This window comes from Kitasatospora sp. NBC_00458 (assembly GCF_036013975.1).
In the GTDB taxonomy this organism is placed as follows: Bacteria; Actinomycetota; Actinomycetes; order Streptomycetales; family Streptomycetaceae; genus Kitasatospora.
The window spans coordinates 2,223,232-2,241,064 of record NZ_CP107904.1 but is presented as its reverse complement, the minus strand read 5'-3'; the positions used below and the strand labels follow the sequence as shown (position 1 = coordinate 2,241,064).

The 17,833-nt window shown below is 74.3% G+C and carries 14 protein-coding genes; 8 read left to right on the top strand and 6 right to left on the bottom strand.

Annotated features, from left to right (window positions below; all coding sequences use genetic code 11):
* Positions 1 to 36: 36 nt before the first annotated feature.
* Positions 37 to 1,155, bottom strand: coding sequence for an isopenicillin N synthase family dioxygenase (locus OG550_RS08555; protein ID WP_442905959.1), 1,119 nt, complete (start codon positions 1,153 to 1,155; stop codon positions 37 to 39).
* A gap of 472 nt (positions 1,156 to 1,627) precedes the next feature.
* Here OG550_RS08555 and OG550_RS08550 point away from each other — a divergent pair, with 472 nt between their 5' ends.
* The 3 genes from OG550_RS08550 (at position 1,628) to OG550_RS08540 (ending at position 4,546) form a co-directional block, all read left to right on the top strand.
* Positions 1,628 to 2,608, top strand: coding sequence for an aminoglycoside phosphotransferase family protein (locus tag OG550_RS08550; protein ID WP_327676076.1), 981 nt, complete (start codon positions 1,628 to 1,630; stop codon positions 2,606 to 2,608).
* A gap of 143 nt (positions 2,609 to 2,751) precedes the next feature.
* The gene (locus OG550_RS08545) at positions 2,752 to 4,137 is read left to right on the top strand and encodes an MFS transporter (RefSeq protein WP_327676075.1); all 1,386 of its coding nucleotides are present in this window, start codon (positions 2,752 to 2,754) and stop codon (positions 4,135 to 4,137) included.
* A 34-nt stretch (positions 4,138 to 4,171) separates the two neighbouring features.
* The gene (locus OG550_RS08540; RefSeq protein ID WP_327676074.1) at positions 4,172 to 4,546 is read left to right on the top strand and encodes a hypothetical protein; all 375 of its coding nucleotides are present in this window, start codon (positions 4,172 to 4,174) and stop codon (positions 4,544 to 4,546) included.
* A 118-nt stretch (positions 4,547 to 4,664) separates the two neighbouring features.
* Here the strand turns inward: OG550_RS08540 and OG550_RS08535 are convergent, their stop codons facing one another.
* From OG550_RS08535 to OG550_RS08525, 3 genes are all read right to left on the bottom strand, one after another.
* Entirely contained in the window at positions 4,665 to 5,684 is a 1,020-nt protein-coding gene (locus tag OG550_RS08535) for an acetamidase/formamidase family protein (RefSeq protein ID WP_327676073.1), read from the bottom strand.
* Between the two features lie 8 nt (positions 5,685 to 5,692).
* Positions 5,693 to 7,129, bottom strand: a complete 1,437-nt coding sequence (locus OG550_RS08530; protein ID WP_327676072.1) for an APC family permease — start codon at positions 7,127 to 7,129, stop codon at positions 5,693 to 5,695.
* 192 nt (positions 7,130 to 7,321) lie between these two features.
* A complete protein-coding gene (locus OG550_RS08525) occupies positions 7,322 to 8,437 on the bottom strand; it encodes a substrate-binding domain-containing protein (RefSeq protein ID WP_327676071.1) in 1,116 nt (371 codons plus the stop codon).
* 71 nt (positions 8,438 to 8,508) lie between these two features.
* Here OG550_RS08525 and OG550_RS08520 point away from each other — a divergent pair, with 71 nt between their 5' ends.
* Positions 8,509 to 8,970 (top strand): MarR family winged helix-turn-helix transcriptional regulator, encoded by a 462-nt coding sequence (locus OG550_RS08520; protein ID WP_327676070.1) that lies wholly within the window; start codon positions 8,509 to 8,511, stop codon positions 8,968 to 8,970.
* Between the two features lie 109 nt (positions 8,971 to 9,079).
* Here OG550_RS08520 and OG550_RS08515 read toward each other — a convergent pair whose 3' ends face one another.
* A complete protein-coding gene (locus tag OG550_RS08515; RefSeq protein ID WP_327676069.1) occupies positions 9,080 to 9,610 on the bottom strand; it encodes a hypothetical protein in 531 nt (176 codons plus the stop codon).
* Positions 9,607 to 13,149: an ALF repeat-containing protein gene (locus OG550_RS08510; RefSeq protein ID WP_327676068.1), complete on the bottom strand. Its 3,543-nt coding sequence runs from the start codon at positions 13,147 to 13,149 to the stop codon at positions 9,607 to 9,609. The genes OG550_RS08515 and OG550_RS08510 overlap by 4 nt, the downstream gene beginning before the upstream one ends.
* 468 nt (positions 13,150 to 13,617) lie before the next feature.
* On the opposite strand from OG550_RS08510, the gene OG550_RS08505 reads away from it, so the two are divergent.
* The 4 genes from OG550_RS08505 (at position 13,618) to OG550_RS08490 (ending at position 17,833) form a co-directional block, all read left to right on the top strand.
* Positions 13,618 to 14,106: a hypothetical protein gene (locus OG550_RS08505; protein WP_327676067.1), complete on the top strand. Its 489-nt coding sequence runs from the start codon at positions 13,618 to 13,620 to the stop codon at positions 14,104 to 14,106.
* Between the two features lie 77 nt (positions 14,107 to 14,183).
* The gene (locus tag OG550_RS08500; RefSeq protein ID WP_327676066.1) at positions 14,184 to 15,794 is read left to right on the top strand and encodes a S1 family peptidase; all 1,611 of its coding nucleotides are present in this window, start codon (positions 14,184 to 14,186) and stop codon (positions 15,792 to 15,794) included.
* A gap of 297 nt (positions 15,795 to 16,091) precedes the next feature.
* Positions 16,092 to 16,493: a YciI family protein gene (locus tag OG550_RS08495; RefSeq protein WP_327676065.1), complete on the top strand. Its 402-nt coding sequence runs from the start codon at positions 16,092 to 16,094 to the stop codon at positions 16,491 to 16,493.
* Positions 16,490 to 17,833: an RNA polymerase sigma factor gene (locus OG550_RS08490; protein WP_327676064.1), complete on the top strand. Its 1,344-nt coding sequence runs from the start codon at positions 16,490 to 16,492 to the stop codon at positions 17,831 to 17,833. The genes OG550_RS08495 and OG550_RS08490 overlap by 4 nt, the downstream gene beginning before the upstream one ends.

Sequence of the window (17,833 nt, the reverse complement as noted above, 5' to 3'; positions counted from 1 at the left end):
GCCGTCCGTCCTCCTGCCGTCCGTCGCGTCCTGCCGTCAGCGGGCGGGGGAGTCGGCGAGGTCGGGGTGGTGGCGGCGGGTGACCTCGGGGTGGGCCCTCGTGTAGCCCTTCCACTCGTTGAATCCGAAGTCGGCGTAGAGCGGGTTGGCCGGGTCCTGGGTGGCGCCCGGGGCGTGGTGGGCGAGCGGGAAGTCCAGCGGCTCGACGTGGGCGTCGAGCCGCGGGTTGTAGAAGAACGGGACGGAGAAGCGCTCGCGGGCACCGGCCGGGCTGACCACCCGGTGGCTGGTGGCCTTCAGGTAGCCGTCGGTGGCGACCTCCAGCAGCTCGCCGAGGTTGACCACGAAGGCGCCCTCCATGGGCGGGACCTCCAGGAAGCTGCCGTCCGCGCGCTCCACCTGGAGGCCGCCGACGGTGTCCTGGAGGAGGAGGGTGATGAAGCCGTAGTCCTTGTGCGCGCCGACGCCCTGGCCGGAGCCGTCGGGCGCGGTGCCCGGGTAGCGGACCAGCTTGAGCCGCAGGTGCGGGTGCCCGGCGAAGGCGTGGTCGTAGAAGTCGGGGCGGGCGCCGATCGCGGCGAGCAGTTCGTGCAGCAGCCGGCGGGCGACGGCGCCGAGCCGGTCGATCCAGCCGAGGGCGGCGGTCCGCAGCTCCGGGAGCGCCTCGGGCCACTGGTTGGGACCCTCCAGCCACCAGTAGGCGGGCTCGCCGGGGGCCGGGACGTGCGGGGGCAGTTCGGCGCCGATGTCGAGCTGGTCGCGCCAGTCCTGGCTGCCGCCGGTGCGCTCGTCGCCGGTCCGCGTGTAGCCGCGGTAGTGCGGGGAGTTGAGGTTGGCGACGGCGTGGCGGTCGGCCTCGGGGAGGGCGAAGAAGGCCCGCATCGCGGCGGTCAGGGCGGCGGTCTCCTCCGGCGTGACGCCGTGGCCGACGAGCTGGAAGAAGCCGACGTCGGTGGCGGCGGCGCGGAGCTCGTCGTGCAGCCGGGTGCGGTCCTCCGGGCTGCCGTCGGCGAGCGAGAGGTCGATCACCGGGAGGCTGTCCAGCAGGGCGGGCGCCGTCCCGGGCGCGGTCCCGGCTGCGGTTCCTGCGGCGGTGGCCGCGGCTGCGGCGGCTGCGGTCTCGGTGGAGGGGGTGATGGAGTGCTGCTGCGTCATGGGTGACATCCGCTGGGTCTCGTCCCGACCGGTTCCGGTGGTGACCGGGGACGCCGGGGACGCGCCTGGTGCGGCGGGTGTGCCCGGGGGTCGGGAAGGGGGAGCGGCCGGCAGGGGCCGCGCTGAGGGTGGGGAGGTGCGAGGTTCAGCTGGAGCGTCGACAGGACATGCTGGTCACGCGGAGCAGGTCCACGTGGCGACGGCGAACGAGTATGAGCACGTCACCAGCCTAGATCAAGGGTTCGAGGGGCGACGAAGCGCCCGGTATGTCCGGGAGGGGCAGGGCCCGGTGATGACATAGGCATGACGAGATGGTGCTCTCGGAACGAACGGCAGACAAGGGGGCGAGTGGCGGAGGGCCCCGTCCGGCGCGCCGGGGCGACCCCCGGTGACCCGTCCGGCCTGGCCGGAAACCGCCCACCGCGCGGAAAACCCCGGGACCTCGCGGCCGCCGCTCACTACCCTCGCCGCAGTGAAGACCCGACCGGACGACCTCGACGACCACCGGCTCCGGAGCGGCCTGCGCGCCTTCGGCATCGAAGCCGCCGACCTCGACTACGCACCGGTCGGCCACGGCGACCACCACTGGACGGCGGCCGGTGCCGACGGGCGGCGCTGGTTCGTCACCCTCGCCGACCTCGCCCACAAGAGCCACTGCGGCCCCGAGCCGGAGTCGGCGTTCGCCGGGCTGCGCCGGGCCATGGCCACGGCACGGGCGCTGCGCGGGCTCGACCTCGTCGTCGCCCCCGAGGCCGCGGCCGACGGCGGGACCGCGCTCCGGCTCGGCGAACGGTACGCGCTCAGCGTCTTCCCGCACGTCGACGGCGCCACCGGCCACTTCGGCGAGGAGCTCGCCGCCGCCGACCGGGCCCGCCTGGTGGACGCGCTCGCCCGGCTGCACCGTGCCGAGCCGCCCGCCACGGCGCCGCGCCGCGGCCCGCGGCTCTCCGCCCGCGCCCGCCTCGACGCCGCCCTCGCGGACCGCACCCGGCCGTGGACCGCCGGACCGTACGGCGAGCGCGCGCGGACCCTGGTGGCCGACCACGCGGCCGGACTGCGCCGGGCGCTGGACCGCTTCGACCGGCTGGCCGACGGGCTCGACGGCCCCCTCGTCGTCACCCACGGCGAACCGCACCCCGGCAACCTGCTGCGCCCGCCCGGGCGCGTGCTGCTGGTCGACTGGGACACCGTCGGGCTGGCCGTGCCCGAGCGCGACCTCTGGCTCGTCGGCGCGGATGCCGGGGACCTGGCCCGCTACGCCGAGGCCACCGGTCACACCCCGCGCCCGGCGGCGCTGGCCCTCCACCGGCTGCGCTGGGCGCTGGAGGACGTCGACGCGTACCTGCACTGGTTCCGCTCGCCGCACGGCGACAGCGAGGACGCCCGCGAGTCCTGGGCCGCCCTGGCCGGGACGGTGCGCGAGCTGGACGCCTCGGCCGGGGACGGCGGGTAGCGGGACCGGCCCCGGCCCGTCCGCCCGCCGGCCCCCACGCCGGCCCGGGGGACGGCGCCACCAGCCCCCGGACCCCCCACCCCCGGACCCCCGCCCCCGGACCCCCACCCCCGGACCCCCGCCCCCGACCGAACGAACGGACGATGACCCCCGAATCACCCTGGCGGATACCCGACTTCCGCACCCTGTTCACCGCCACCGCCCTCGTCCAGCTCAGCACCAACGTCGGCTACGTCGTCATCCCGCTGATCGCCGTCACCGCCCTCGACGCGAGCGCCGGCCAGGTCGGCGCCCTCGCGACCCTCGGCACCGTCGCGTTCCTGCTCATCGGCCTGCCGGCCGGCGCCTGGGTGGACCGGATGCGCCACCGGCGCGTGCTGATCGCCGCCGACCTGGCGAAGGCCGTGCTCTACGCGTCCATCCCGATCGCCTGGGCGTTCGGCGGCCTCACCCTCTGGCAGCTGTACGCCGTCGCCCTGCTGAGCGGCTGCGCGACCGTCTTCTTCGACATCGCCTCGCAGAGCGTCCTGCCCCGACTCGTGGGCCGCGGACACCTCGTGCAGGCGAACGCCGCCGTGATCGGCCTGATGGCCCTCGGCAACATCGCCGGACGCGGCGCCGGCGGCGCGCTCGTCCAACTGCTCACCGCGCCCGCCGCCATCGTCGCGACGGCCGTCGGCCACTTCGGTTCCGCGCTGCGCCTGGCGGCCCTGCACCGCACCCCCGTGCCGACGACGCCGGCGACACCTCCCGGGGCGGAAACGGCGCCCGCGCCGGGCCTGGGCAGGCAGATCGCCGAGGGGGTCCGGCACGTCCTCGGCAACGCCGAGCTGCGGGCGCTCGCGCTCTCCGCCGCCCTCGTCAACCTCGGCTACCAGCTCGTCAACACCCTGCTCCCGGTGCTGTTCGTCCGGGAGCTGCACCTGTCGGCCGGTGCCCTGGGCCTGTTCTGGGCCGCGGGCGGGGTCGGGGTGCTGCTCGGCTCGCGCTGCGCCCGCCTGATCGCCGCCCGGGTCGGCTACGGCCGGACCCTCGTCCTGGCGGGCCTCGCGGCGGTGCCCGCCGCCCTGCTGGTCCCGGTGATCGGCGACGGGTTCCGGCTGTACGTGGCGGGGTTCGGCTGGCTGCTGCTGCTCTTCAGGACAGGGGTGGACAACGTGCTGGGCGTCAGCCTGCGCCAGCGGATGACGCCGGACGCCCTGCTCGGCCGGATGAACGCCACCTTCCGCTTCGTGCTGACCGGGGCGATGCCGGTGGGTGCCGCGCTGGCCGGCCTGCTCGGTGAACTGGTGGGCCTGCACGCCACGTTGTGGGTCGGCGGAGTGATGGTCGCGCTGTCGTTCCTGCCGGTCCTCCTCTCGCCGATCCGGAGCCGACGGTCGCTCCCCGACGCAGCCGTCGTGTACGGCTCCGCGCCCCCTCGGCCCCAGGCCGGCGCCGACCCCGCTCCGGGCCCTCCCGCTCCGGCCCTTCCGGCGCTTCCGGAGCCCGTCCTTCCCGCTCCGCCGCCTCCCCGCCCCGGCCCTTGACTTCAAGTGGACTTGAACTCCGATCATGGTCGCCATGGACATGAACGGGAACACCGGTGCGGTCGATGCCGAGGTCGGGGCCGCAGTCGAAGCCGAGGCCGTAGCCGTCGAGAAGGTCGTCGCCACCGTACGGTACGCGCGGCTCGGCGAACCGAGGGAGGGGTTCACCGGCCTCTTCCGGGCCGACACGATCTGGACCACCGCCCGCGGCAGGTTCCTCGTCGGCCGGGGCGAGGCGGCCGGGCTCACCCGCCGGGTGCTCCCCGGCGCCTTCGGCGGCGCCGGGCGCACCGCCGTCTGCGAGGCGGTTCGCACGCCCGCCCCGGCGGCGCCGCGGCCGAGGCCGGCCGGCGCGGCCCGGAGGCGGCCGGCGGGCAGGCCGGCGACGACTGCGCCCCGTTGCAGGTGACGGCCGGGAGGGGCGGCAGGCGGCCACTGGCGGCCAGTCGGACCACCGTCGTCAGGAGGGCGTAGGGCGCCACCGCGGTTCGCGGGCCCGGCCGGGCGGCCGGGCCCGCGTTGCGCGGTCAGCGGTGCCGCAGGTAGGCGGCGGCCGTCTCGCGGAGCCGGTCGTGCAGGCCGTCGTACGCGCGGGCCCGTCCGAGCAGGGACTTGGGCAGCTTGGCGGCCATCGTGTAGTTGGTGTCGCAGACGTTGGCCGCCGGTGCCAGCCCGGCCTGGCTGACGAGCTGGTAGGCGTCCAGCTCGTCCAGGCGGAGCAGCTCCCGGGTCCAGCCGACCAGGTCGTACTGGCTGATCCGGAAGGCGTCCTCCAGCGGCCGGGCCGAGCCGGTGGAGATCAGGTGGCGGTCGTTCTCCAGCCGGGGCCAGGCGGGCCCGCCGCCCTTGACCAGGTCGACCACCACGGTGGTGCGCATCGCGGTCTCCACCGCCGTCCCGCACACCTCGCCCTCGCCCTGCCGGGCGTGGCCGTCGCCGATGGCCAGCAGGCCGCCGGGCACGTTGACGCCGAAGTAGGCGGTGGTGCCGGCCCGCATCTCCGGGGTGTCGAGGTTGCCGCCGTGGGCGCCCGGGCTGATCGACATCAGGGTCTCGCCGCCCGCCGGGGCGACGCCGACCGTGCCGTGCATCGGGTCCAGCGGGAGTTCGGCGGTGAAGTCGCTGTTGCGGGCCCGGTACCGGCAGATCCCGGCCTCGACGTCCAGCTCGTACACCCAGACCCGCTCCTCCAGCGGTGCGTGCAGCATCGCGGTGGTGTGGGTGGCGGTGAGCGCCCCGAAGTGCGGGAAGGTGCTGGAGATCCCCCAGTCCCGGGCCGGGGTGATCTCCGCGAAGTGCACGGCGAGGACGTCGCCGGGTTCGGCGCCGGCCACCGCGATCGGGCCGGTCACCGGGTTGAGGTAGGGGAATTCGCAGACCGCGCTCGGCAGGTCGCCGATGCCGCGCACCCGTCCGCCGAAACAGTCCTCGGTGGTCAGCTCGACCACCGTGCCGGGCCGGACGGTCACCAGCGACGGGCGTCCGCCGAAGGTGTAGGCGTACTCGTCGGGGGCGGGGGAGAGCCGGACGACGTCGGGCAGGTTCACGGGGTCTCCTAGACGTACGGGGAGCCGCCGGGCGCGGGCGCGGTGGCGGGGTCGGTGGCGGGGTCGGCGGCCACGGCCAGGCGGGGGCGGCGCCCGGTGAGCACCAGCCCGGTCAGCACCAGCGCGCCGAGCCCCATCCAGACGAAGCCGAGCCGCTGGGCGGCGATGTCCGCGTTGACGACGACGTAGGCGAGGATCGCGAACCCGAGGACCGGCGCGATCAGGTGGCGCCACCAGTCCCGGCTGCGGCGCCGCACGACGTAGTGCACCACCACCGAGACGTGCAGCACGAGGAAGGTGGTCAGCGCGCCGAAGTTGACGAGGGTGGAGAGCAGCGTGATGCCGTCCTCGCGCGAGGCCATGTAGAGGCCGAGGACCAGCGAGACGCCCGCGGTCAGCAGGGTGGCGTTCACCGGGACGCGGTGGCGCGGGTGGACCTTGGCGAGGAACGCGGGCAGCTGCCGGTCGCGCGCCATCGCGTACAGCAGCCGGGAGGTCGCGGCCTGGGCGACCAGCGAGTTGGCGAAGCCCCACGCCACGGCGGTGGCCGCGGCCGTCAGTGTGGCGAGCCAGCCGCCGGCGGCGGTCCTGGCCGCGTCGTAGAACGCGGTGCCGTCCGGGTCCCCCTGGGCGATCAGCGCGTCCGGGGCCGGCACGAGCAGGGAGGCGATCCAGGTCTGCGCGATGAACAGCGAACCGGCGAGCAGCAGTGCGGCGATCATCGAGCGGCCGATCGCCCGGGCGGAGTCGCGGTTCTCCTCGGCGAGGGTGGAGATGCCGTCGAAGCCGAGGAAGCTCAGCACCGCCACCGACACCGCGCCGAACACCAGGCTCCACGAGAACGTCTGCGAGTTGTAGACCGGGGTGAAGTCGAAGCCCCGGCCCTTGCCGGCGGCCAGCGCCGCCAGGCCGAAGCCGACGAACACCAGCAGCACGATCAGCTCGCCGACCAGCATCGCCTTGTTGACCTTCGACGTCATCTCGACGCCCAGGTAGTTGACGGCGGTGTTGAGCAGCACGAAGCCGACCAGCCAGAGCCAGACCGGCACCGAGGGCACCAGCGAGTTCATCGCCACCCCGGCGATCAGGTAGAGCAGGCCGGGCACCAGCACGTAGTCCAGCAGGATCATCCAGCCGGACAGGAACCCGACGGGCGGTGAGATGCCGCGTCCCGCATAGGTGTACACCGAACCGGCCATCGGGAAGGCCCGCGACATCTGCGCGTACGACAGGGCGGTGAACATCATCGCCACCATCCCGAGCACGTACGCCAGCGCGACCATGCCGCCGGAGCCCTGGAAGACGCTGCCGAAGATGCCGAACGGCGCGATGGGCACCATGAACACCAGCCCGTAGACCAGCAGATCGGTGAAGCGCAGGGAGCGGCGCAGTTCCTGTCTGTAGCCGTAGCTCTCGATGTTCTGGGGTGCTGATGCTTCGGACATGCGGGTGGCTCTCCTCCGTGACGGCCGGGGTGGTGGGGGAGACAGTAGGGCCAGTTATTTCCAAATGGAAGGGTTTTTGTGCCGTGGCCTGCCGACGACTTGCCGACGGTCTGCCGACCTCCCGCCGACGGCCTGCCGTCGTGGACGCCGTCGGACGGCCCCGAACGGCCTCTGACGGCCCCGGCGGACGCCTCACCAGAGGACCGTGAACCCCAGCCCCTCCGCCCGCGCCAGGTGCACGCCCTCCCTGGCCGGCCCCAGCGGCGCCCGGGCCCAGGCCCGCCGGACCGCCGCGCCGTCCCCGTGCAGCAGCCTCGCCGCCGCCCGCGCCAGCCCGCCCGCCGGCACCAGCTCGCCGCGCGACGCGAGCGCCGCCAGCAGGTGCACCCCGTCGTAGAGGCCCTCCGCGTACGCGTCCAGCACCGGCGCGTACGGCCCGAACACCGCGCGGTGCTGCTCGGCCAGCCGCAGCCGCCGCTCCTCGGCCAGCGAGACGAACGACGGCATCGCCGCGTACAGCGTCCCGGTGTCGTCCCCGCCGTACGCGAGCAGGCTGTTCTCCTCCAGCGCCCCGGAGAGCCGCACCAGCCGCCGGTCCAGGCCGCTGCGGCGCAGCACCCGGTTGAACCGGACCAGGTCCGCGCCGATCAGGCTCAGCATGAGGGCGTCCGCACGGGCCTCCCGGAGCGCGTCCAGCAGCGGCTCCAGCTCCCGCTCCGCGGTGCCGAACGGCAGGTGCCGTTCCAGCACCACCCCGGCCCCGGCCCGCAGCACCGCCGCCTCGGCGGCCCGGTGCACCGCGCGCGGCCAGATGTAGTCGTTGCCGACCAGCGCCCAACGGCGCAGCCGGTGACGGGCGGTGAGCCGCTCGATCACCCCGTCCAGCTGCCGGACCGGGTCCGTCCCCGTGCAGACCACCCCGGGCCGGCGGGTGCCGCCCTCGTGCGGCGGCGTGAACACGTACGCGGCCCGCCCCGCCACCACCGCCTCCAGGGCCCGGTGCACGTCGCTGGAGTGGCAGCCGGCCACCGTGTCCACCGCCCCGGCGTCCAGCAGCAGCGCCACCTCGCCGGCCACCGCGGCCGGCGTGCCGCCGCCGTCCACCAGCACCAGCTCCAGCGGCAGTCCGCGCACCCCGCCGCCCGCGTTCACCTCGTGCGCGGCCAGCAGCGCGCCGTCCAGCGCCGACGGCCCGGTCAGCCCCAGCGGTCCGGACTGCGGCACGACCAGGCCCACCCGGAGCGCCGGCACCTCGCGGGGGAGGTGCAGCGCGTCGAGGGGCTCCAACAGCTTCACATCGGCGCTCATCGCTTGCGAGTATCGTCATGGCAGCCGATCCGGCAAGCAGAACGTACGACGGAGGGGAAAGAGATACGGCTATGACACCTTCCACGACCGCCTCCGCCGCCCCCGCCGTCGCTCCCACGCCCGGTGCGGACCCCGACGGGCCGCTGCTGATCGAGCTCCTCACGGTCGCCCAGCGCCGCCTGGCCCGCGGCCTCGCCACCCAGTTGGAGGCCGAGGGCTGCACCCTGGACCAGTGGCGCGTCATGCGGGCCCTCACCGGGGACGCGGGGCAGTCGATGGGCGAGCTCGCCCAGGCCCTCCTCATCCCGCAGGCCAGCCTCAGCCGCATCGTCGACGCCCTCGCCGAGGCCGGCTGGGTCTACCGCCGCCAGGACGAGCAGGACCGCCGCCGGTTCACCGCCCACCTCTCCCGCCGCGGCCACACCCGCCTCGCCCGCCTCGACGCCCTCGCCGCCGCCCACGACGCCGCCGTCCGCGCGGCCTGCGGAACCGCCGACCCGGGGCCCCTGCTGAGGCACCTCACCGAGGCCTAGGCCCTCTCCAGGGCTTGAGGAAAGGCCCCCGGCGGGTGCCGGGAGCGGTCCGGACACGCCGAGGCCCGCCGCCGGTGGTGACCGGCGGCGGGCCTCGGGGCGGTGGTGGTCAGCCTCTCTTCCGGCCCAACTCCACGGAGTCCATGAAGACCCGCTCGGTCGGACCGTTCGGATCGACGACGACGGTGAAGCGGCTCCCGCTGGGCGTCGTGGCGCTGACGTACAGCTCGTACGTCACCGCCGGGTCGAACTTCCAGCCCAGCTTGTCGGAGCGCGACTTGAGGACCGGGGGGAGACCGGCGTCGTTGTTCTCCTTCTCCCGCCCGGGTGTCCAGTGGAGCGGGCGCGAGGTGTTCGTCCCGTGCGCCGCCAGGAAGCCCTGGACGCAGTCCTTCGGCGCCCGGAAGCTCAGCCCGAGGCGCTCCTCCCCCCGTTTCGCCGAGCCCGCGAACCCGAGCTCGTCGACCTGGCAGTCCGGCAGCCGGAGCGCGAACGCTTCCAGCACGTTCTCCAGCTTCTGGCCGCCCGGACTGCCCGGGTAGGCCCGGGGGTCCCGCTCCGCCGTCGTGCAGCCGCCGAGTAGCCCGGCGGCCAGCGCGGACACGGCCCCCACCGCGAACGCGCTTCGTGTCGTCCTCACTTGTTGCTGACCCCCAGAGAGCCGCGTGTCTTGCCGGTGACGGTGTAGTCCCGGGCCATGCCCCAACTGGGTGCCTCGGCAAGGAGGTCGAAGCTGATGCCCGCGATGCTCTCGCCCCGGTCGAAGTTGTAGGCCTTGCTGATCTCGAAATCGTAGTCGCCGGCGAGCCGGACCGAGCCGTCCGAACCCACCGTCGCGGTCAGGTTGTCCGCGGTGATCCGGTAGTCGATGCCCCGGAACGCGAAGAACTTGTCCGAGTTGTAACTCTCGAACTTGAAGCCCATCCACTTGCTGTCGAGGCTGACGCGGCAGGTGGTCCCGGCGGGTCCGCCGCACTTCTCCGCCGCGGACTGGGCGTAGCGCATCGCCTCGCGGTTCAGCTCCGCCTGCAGCGCGGTGTCGCCGTAGACGTCCTTCATCTGCGTCTCGTTGAGCACGTAGGGCTTGCCGGAGCCGTCGTCCCAGTGGTTGAACAGCGGGCAGCTCAGCTTGAGCCCGATGCCGCAGAAGACGCCCTTCGCCCCCGTGATCCCGACCTGGGTCATCCCCATCCTCACGAGGTTGCGCGCCTTCTCGAAGGCGTTGGGGTCGTCGTAGGGCGGGTGCAGGTTCCGGTCGTCCTGGTCGCTGAACGGAGCGTCCGTGCCGCGGCCCTGGAGCGGGATGAGGCTCGGGTTCTGCGGCGGCACGGGGGCCGGCTGCTGGGCGGCGGCAGCGGCGGCGGCTGCCGCGGCGGCGGCGGCGCGCTGCTCCTCGATGATCCGGGCCGCCTGGACCACCTCGGCCTCGCTCCTGGCCGCGGCGGCGGCCGCCGCGTCCTTGCCCGCCGCGACGGCCGATGCGGCGGCCGAGGCCGCCGACGCGTACGCGGACCGTGCGTGCGTCGTCGCGCGGCTCGCCGAAGTGGTCGCATCGGAGGCGGACTTCGCCGCCGTCCGGGCATCGGCCTGGGCGGTCTTCGCGGCCTCCTTGGCCTGCGCGGCCGAGGCCGCCGCCCGCTGGGCGGACTCGTCCGCCTGCCGGGACGACTCGCGGGCCTGGCCCGCGTAGCCCTGGGCCTGGCCGGAGGCGACCCGGGCCTGGTCGGCGTACAGGCCGGCCTCGGTCGCCTGGTCGCGGGCGTACGCCGCCACCTCGCCGGCCTCGGCGGCGTACTGCCGGGCCGTCGCGGCGTCGGCGGCGGCGTCGGCGATGATCCGCTGGATGTCGGCGACGTGGACCACGGTGTCGGTGTCGGACTTGAACGCCCGGAACTGGGTGGTGGTGACGAAGGCGCGCAGCACGGTCGGCGGCCCGGCCAGGGCGACCTCGGCCGCGGCCTTGAGCCGGGGCCCGCCGGACTCCAGCAGGGTCAGCGCGATGATCCGGTCGTCCTCGGCCCGCGCCTTGTGCTGGTCGACCTCCAGGAACCTGCGGTACGCCTGGGGGGTGCGGGCGTCGAGGGCGAGCTGGCCGGCCGCGTTCACCGAACGGCCCGATCCGTTCATGACGGTGAGGATCCGGACCCGGAAGTCGTCCTCCTGCACCGCGTCCTGACCCTGGGTCAGGAAGGCCTCGACGGCCTGGGCGTTCCCGTTCAGCGCGGTGGTCGCCGCGGCCCGCAGTTCCGGCCGCTGGCCGTCCCGCGCCACGTAGGCGACCTTCGCGCGGTCGTCCTGCTCGGTCGCGAGCCTGCGTCCGGACCGGAGCCAGGCGCGGACGTCCTCGTCGGTGCCGGACAGTGCCGCCCGGGCCGACTCCTGGGTCCACGAGCCGCCGTTCTCGGCGAGCCGCAGTGCGGCCCTGCGGCCCAGGGCCGCGGCGTCGCCCGGGCTGGTGGCGGGCTTGACCGCCTCGTCGAGCAGGCGCTTGGTCTCGGTGTCCGCACGCGCCTCCTCGGTGCGCGCGTCGGTCTGGGCGGCCTGCTCCTTCTCGTACTGCTCGCGGGCCGTCCCGGCGGCCTTGAGGGCGTCCGCCTTGTCGGTCTCCAACTGGCTGGCCTCGATCGCCCGGGCGGTCTGCTCGACCTTGGCGGCGGAGTCGACGGCCTTGGTCGCGACGTCGGCGGCCTGCGCGGCGGCGTCGGCGTGGGCGGTGGCCTGGTCGGCCTGGTTCCCCGCCTCGCCGGCGTGGTTCGCGGCCTCGTCGGCGGCGGCGGCCGCGGCGGTGGCGTGCGTGGCGGCGTCGGTGGCCGCTTTCCGGGCCTCGGCGGCGGCCGTGGCCACCTGGTTGGCGAGCGACTCGGCGGCGTTGGCCGCGGCGGTCGCGGCCAACGCGGCGGCGTTGGCGTTGGCCGCGGCCTGCTTGGCCCGCTGGCCCTGGACGCCGGCCGCCTGCGCGTACCCGCCCGCCTGGGCGGCGGCGGAGGAGGCCGCGGCGGCGTTGGCGCCCGCGCGGGCGGCGGACCGCGCGGCACTGGCGGCGTCGGACACCGTCTGCGCGAGCGGTTCGATGGCGTCGGCCGCCAGGTTGGCGCTCACGACCGCGTCCCGCGCCTCCTGGGCGGCCTGGCGGGCAGCCGAGGCCTCCGCCCGGTTGGCCCCGGCGGCGCTGGCCTTCCGGTAGGCGCGTGCCGCGGCCTGTCCGGCCGCCGAGGCGGCGGAGGAGGCCGCGGCGGCGGCGTTGGCCGCGGCCCGGGCCGCGGACCGCGCGGCGCTCGACGCGTCGACGGCGGTCCTGGCCGCCTCCGCCGCGCGCTCGGCGGCGTCGGCCGCCTTCCCGGCCGCACTGGCCGCCACCGTCGACGAGTTCTGCGCGGCCGCGGTCTCCCGCTCGGCGCGCTCCGCGGCCTCCTTGGCCTTGGACGTCGCCTCGACGGCCCGCTCCGCGGCGGACTTCGCCGCCGCGGTCTCCTCCTTGGCCCTGGCGGTGGCGGCCTTGGCCTCGGCGGCGAGCTGGGCGACCGTCATGCGCTCCTGGTCCCTCGCCCGGGCCAGGTGCTGGCCGTTGCGCAGGAACTCCGCGACGTCGGCGGGCGTGCCCTTGAGCGCCTCCTCCGCCGCCAGTTGGACCTGCGGTCCGCCGGAGCCCAGCAGGCCCATGGTGGCGATCCGGTCGTCCTCGGCCTGCGCCGCCTCCCGGCCCTCGCTCAGGAACTTCAGCAGCGCCTCGCTGGTGCCGGTCTTCAGCGCCTGCTCGCCCGCGTACCGCACGCTGCGGTCGGACAGGCTGACCACGGTCAGCACGGAGACGCGCAGGTCCTCCTCCCAGGCCGGCTTGAGCCCGCCGGTGAGGACGGTGTGCAGTGCCTCGGGGGTGCCGGCCAGTCCCTGGTCCACCGCCTGGCGGACCGACTTGCCGCCCTCGCCGAGGACGGCGAGTGCGGTGACCCGGTCGTCCTCCGCGGCGGCCGCCTGCTGCGGCCCGGCGAGGAAGGCGCGGACTTCCGCGTCCGTACCGAGCAGTGCCTTCTCCGCGGCGGTCCTGGTCGAGCGGCCGCCGTCCAGCCACGCGGCGAGGACCCGGCCGCGGTCGCTGATCGGCGCGGTCCCCGTGGACGTCCCGCCGTCCGCGGCCGGCGAGGCGCCCACCGTTCCCACGCAGAGCGCGAGCACGGTCACCCCCACCGCAGTGGCGCGCGCGACCGCTGTGCGGTCCGGCGCCCACCTCCACCTGTTCTTCCCGTGTCCCATTTCACCTCAATGGTCGGCCGGCGCCCGATTGGCGCCCGGTTTCCGGGCATCTGGAATCACCCTGTGCGTGGTCGCACGGTCGTCGAATATACAGAATATGGGAAACGCTTTTGAGCCATTGGGGATGGCTGGATCTCGCTTTGTGAAATGTCCGCTTTGAAGGTCGATTAAAGTGCCAAGTGCGTCCAAAAAGTATGTATTCGGACGGCTCCGGCAGGCGCCGGAACTTCCCCGGTAATTTTCTCGAAAATGCCCCCGGTCAGGTGGTATCAATGTGACCGGTCGGCCCGGACCGACAGGTCGGGAGGCATTCAGCCGACCGCGGCGCAGGCGCAGTCCGGCCGTTCGGGCAGTTCTTTGCCATCTGTTCACTCTTGGATGAAGGGTTGAATCCCAATGAAGGTCTCATTTCGGCTGATCTCCGCGTCGGTCGCCGCCACCGCCGCGCTCCTGGCCGGTACCGGTGCGGTCTTCGCCGCCGGTGCCACCGGCTCCCAGGCCGCCTCGGACGCGCCGCCGGTCGCCGTCGAGGACTACGTCCACCCCGGCTCCGAGCATCTCCTCGCGGAGCGGGGGATTCTCCTCAAGCAGGGCGACGGGCGCATAGTGCTCACCGACTGCGGGCCGAGCGGCCTGATCGTGGTCGAAGCTCGATTCCAGAAGAAGTTCTGCTTCCGGACCATCGGCAGCAGCGGCTTCCTCACCATGGAGCTGGCCAACGTGTACGCCATCACCGGGAACGACACCGACGCCACCGCCCGGCTGACGGTCGACGGGACGGAGAGTTCGGTCAAGATCCGGAAGAACGCCACCACCCCGGTCGGTGAGATCACCGACCCGCAGCACCGTGACCACACCCTGGTCGAACTGTCCTTCACCCGGTGAGGCACCGCTCGGCAGACCACGCAGCCACATTCCACCGGACGGGCCAGGAGACCATGACCCCCGTACGTTCACGCACCTTGCGCATCGCCGGAGCACTGACCGCAGCGACCGTCGGGGTGCTCGTCAACACCACGTCCACCCCCGCCGGCGCGGTGGCCGGCGATCCGGCTGCCGACGGCTCGTACGCGTACACGGCGCGGATCGCGATCGGTGACAACTTCCGTGCCTGCACCGGTGCTCTCGTCGACCGTAGTTGGGTGATCACGGCGGCGTCCTGCTTCGCCGACGATCCGGCCCAGCCGGCCGCGCTCGCCGCCGGTGTGCCGAAGTGGCGCACGACCGTCACCGTCGGCCGTACCGACCTGGCCGGCGGTGCCGGCCAGCAGGTCGAGGTCGCCGAGCTGGTTCCCCGGCAGGACCGTGACCTGGTGATGGCCCGTCTGGCCACGCCCGTCGACGGTGTCGTCCCGGTCGGGGTGGCCGCGTCCGCTCCGGTCGCGGGCCAGAGCCTGCGGGTGCCCGGTTACGGTCGGACCAAGGCCGACTGGATTGCGAACCGTCTTCACTCGGGTGTGTTCACCCTCGGTGCGGTGGGTTCGACGGCGATCGACACCACCGGTACCGGCGGCGCGGCGGTCTGCAAGGGCGACACCGGTGCGCCGGTGGTCCGGGAGACGAACGGCACGGCCGAACTGGTCGCCGTCGCGTCGCGTTCCTGGCAGGGCGGTTGCCTGGGCGTGCCCGCCACCGAGACCCGCACCGGCGCCGTCAACAGCCGCGTCGACGACCTCGGCGTGTGGATCAAGGGCCTGCGGCTGCGGACGGCGGACGTCCAGGCCGGCACCCACGTGCAGATCGTCGGCTCCGACGACACGCAGTACGACGCGGTGGCCGACTACACCGTGCCCACCTGGAAGGGTGCCTGGACCCCGCTGGGCGAGCAGCACCTGCTGAAGGTCGACAGCGTCGCCATCGGCGACACCCTCCACATGTACGCCGTCCTCGACAACGGCCGTGTCTACGGCCGGGACGGCAAGGTCGGCGGCCGCTGGGGCGAGTGGAACGAGGTGCCCGGCGACGCGGTCGGCGCCAAGGACATCACCGCTACCGTCCGCGGCACCACCAACCTCGTCGACCTGGAGATCGTCGGCAGCGACGGCTCCCTCTACGCCACCACCGGCGACTACAACACCGGCCTGTGGCGGCCCGTCTGGGACAAGATCGGTGACAACCACCTGAAGGCCGTCACCAGCGCGTACTTCGACAACGCCACCCACGTCTTCGCCATCAAGGAGGACGACAAGGTCTACACCCGCACCGCCGACTGCACCGCCGACGGCTGGGTCGAGCTGCCCGGCAGCCTGCCCGGCGTGAAGGCGATCTCCGCCAGCACCCATGGCACCACCATCGACCTGGCGATCGCCGGCACCGACGCCTTCTACAGCACCAGCGGCCACTTCGACACCGGCTTCTGGGACCCGCAGTGGAGCAAGATCAGCGACAACCGGCTGACGGCGATCACCAGCACCACCTCCAACAACGTCGTGCACGTCTACGCCGTCAACAAGGACGACTTCAAGGTCTACGGCATCGACGCCGACTACAACGCCGGCCGCTGGAACGGCTGGGGCGAGGTCCCCGGCGGCGCCGCCGGGGCCAAGGCCATCACCGCCACCACCGCCGGCTGACCCCTGTTCCGGCCGTGCGGCCGAGACCCCTTCCGGGCCTCGGCCGCACGCTCGCTTCCGCCTTCGCTTCCGTCTCCGCTTCCGCCGCTCCGCTGCGGCCCGCCTGACGTCCCGGCCCGGCCGGGCTCTTCGGGTCCGTCCGCGGTGGGCGGGTGTCGCTGCGCCCGGGGCGGCGGAGGTTCCGGCTAACTTCTTCCGGGGATTCCCGCCGAGGACGTCGGAATCGCGCGGCGTGCTTATACCTACCCGTGAGAGCCCCTCCGACCGGGGCGGGCACGACGAACGAGGAGCGGAACCATGAAGTACATGCTGCTGATGCAGTTCAGCGAGCAGACCGCCGACTTCCCGAAGATCGACGAGTGGAAGCCCGAGGAGATCCAGGCGCACATCCGGTTCATGCGGGACACCAACACCAAGCTCGCCGAGGACGGCGAACTGGTCGACGCCCAGGGCCTGGCCATGCCGGAGACCGCCCGGATCGTCCGCTCGCACAGCGGCGGCGCCCCGGTCGTCACCGAGGGCCCGTTCCCCGAGAGCAAGGAGTGGGTGGCCGGCTGGTGGATCGTGGACTGCGACACCGAGGGCCGGGCCGTCGAGATCGCGGCCGCCGTCTCCGCCGCGCCCGGCCCGGGCGGGGCACCGCTGAACATGCCGATCGAGGTGCGCCAGGTGATGTCGGCCCCGCCCACCGAGCAGTGAGCACACCCGAACCGGCCGTCGACGACCTGCTGCGCACCCTCGCGCCGCAGGTCGTCGGCGTGCTCACCCGCCGCCACGGTGACTTCGCCACCGCCGAGGACGCCGTCCAGGAGGCCCTGCTGGACGCCTCCGCCCAGTGGCCGGCCGAGGGCCTGCCGCGCAACCCGCGCGGCTGGCTGCTCCATGTCGCCGGCCGCCGGATGACCGAACAGGTCCGCAGCGAACAGGCCCGCCGTCGGCGCGAGGACCTGGTGGCCGGGCAGGTCCCGGCCGACCGGCTGGCCGCGCCCCCGGCCGACGCGGAGGACGACGGCGCCCGGGACGACACGCTCACCCTGCTCTTCCTCTGCTGCCACCCCGCCCTCTCGCCCGCCTCGGCGATCGCGCTCACCCTGCGCTCGGTCGGCGGGCTGACGACCGGCGAGATCGCCCGCGCCTTCCTCGTCCCCGAGGCGACCATGGGCCGGCGGATCAGCCGGGCCAAGCAGCAGATCAAGTCCTCCGGCGTGCCGTTCCGGATGCCGGAGCGGGGGACCTCCGAGTGGGCGGTCCGGCTGGACGCGGTGCTGCACGTGCTCTACCTGGTCTTCAACGAGGGTTACGCCAGCAGTTCCGGCCCCGACCTGCGGCGCGTCGACCTCTCCCGGGAGGCGATCCGCCTCACCCGGGCCGTCCACGCGCTGCTCCCCACCGACGCCGAGGCGGCCGGACTGCTCGCGCTGATGCTGCTCACCGAGGCCCGGGGCCCGGCCCGCACCGGCCCGGACGGCGAACTCGTCCCGCTCGCCGAGCAGGACCGCACCCGCTGGGACGCCGCCGCGATCGCCGAGGGCATCGCCCTGGTCACGGCCGCCCTGCCGCGCGGCCCGGTCGGTCCGTACCAGGTGCAGGCGGCGATCGCGGCCGTCCACGACGAGGCGCGGACCGCCGCCGGGACCGACTGGCCGCAGATCCTCGCCCTGTACGGGGTGTTGGCCCGGATCTCCGACAATCCGCTGATCACCCTGAACCGGGCGGTCGCCACCGCCATGGTGGACGGCGCGGCCGTCGGCCTCGCCCTGCTCGCCGACGTGCCGCCCGAACTCGCCGACCACCACCGGCTGTACGCGGTCCGGGCGTACCTGCACGAGCTGGCGGGGGAGCGGGAGGCCGCCGTCGCCGACTACCGCGCCGCCGCCCGCCGCACCGCCAGCCTCCCGGAACGCCACCACCTCAGCCTGCGCGCCGCCCGGCTGGCCGCCCCGGGCGGGGAGGCGTCCGCCGACGACGGGCCCGTCCACGGCGCGCCCGCCCGTGCGGCGTCCGCCGACAGCGATCAGCCGCCTGAAGCGCTCCGGTGA

Coding starts and splice junctions, on each gene's coding strand:
- OG550_RS08495 (WP_327676065.1), top strand. CDS start 16,092: ATGAAGTACATGCTGCTGATGCAGTTCAGCGAGCAGACCGCCGACTTC.
- OG550_RS08530 (WP_327676072.1), bottom strand. CDS start 7,129: ATGTCCGAAGCATCAGCACCCCAGAACATCGAGAGCTACGGCTACAGA.
- OG550_RS08525 (WP_327676071.1), bottom strand. CDS start 8,437: ATGAGCGCCGATGTGAAGCTGTTGGAGCCCCTCGACGCGCTGCACCTC.
- OG550_RS08520 (WP_327676070.1), top strand. CDS start 8,509: ATGACACCTTCCACGACCGCCTCCGCCGCCCCCGCCGTCGCTCCCACG.
- OG550_RS08505 (WP_327676067.1), top strand. CDS start 13,618: ATGAAGGTCTCATTTCGGCTGATCTCCGCGTCGGTCGCCGCCACCGCC.
- OG550_RS08540 (WP_327676074.1), top strand. CDS start 4,172: ATGGACATGAACGGGAACACCGGTGCGGTCGATGCCGAGGTCGGGGCC.
- OG550_RS08545 (WP_327676075.1), top strand. CDS start 2,752: ATGACCCCCGAATCACCCTGGCGGATACCCGACTTCCGCACCCTGTTC.
- OG550_RS08555 (WP_442905959.1), bottom strand. CDS start 1,155: ATGACGCAGCAGCACTCCATCACCCCCTCCACCGAGACCGCAGCCGCC.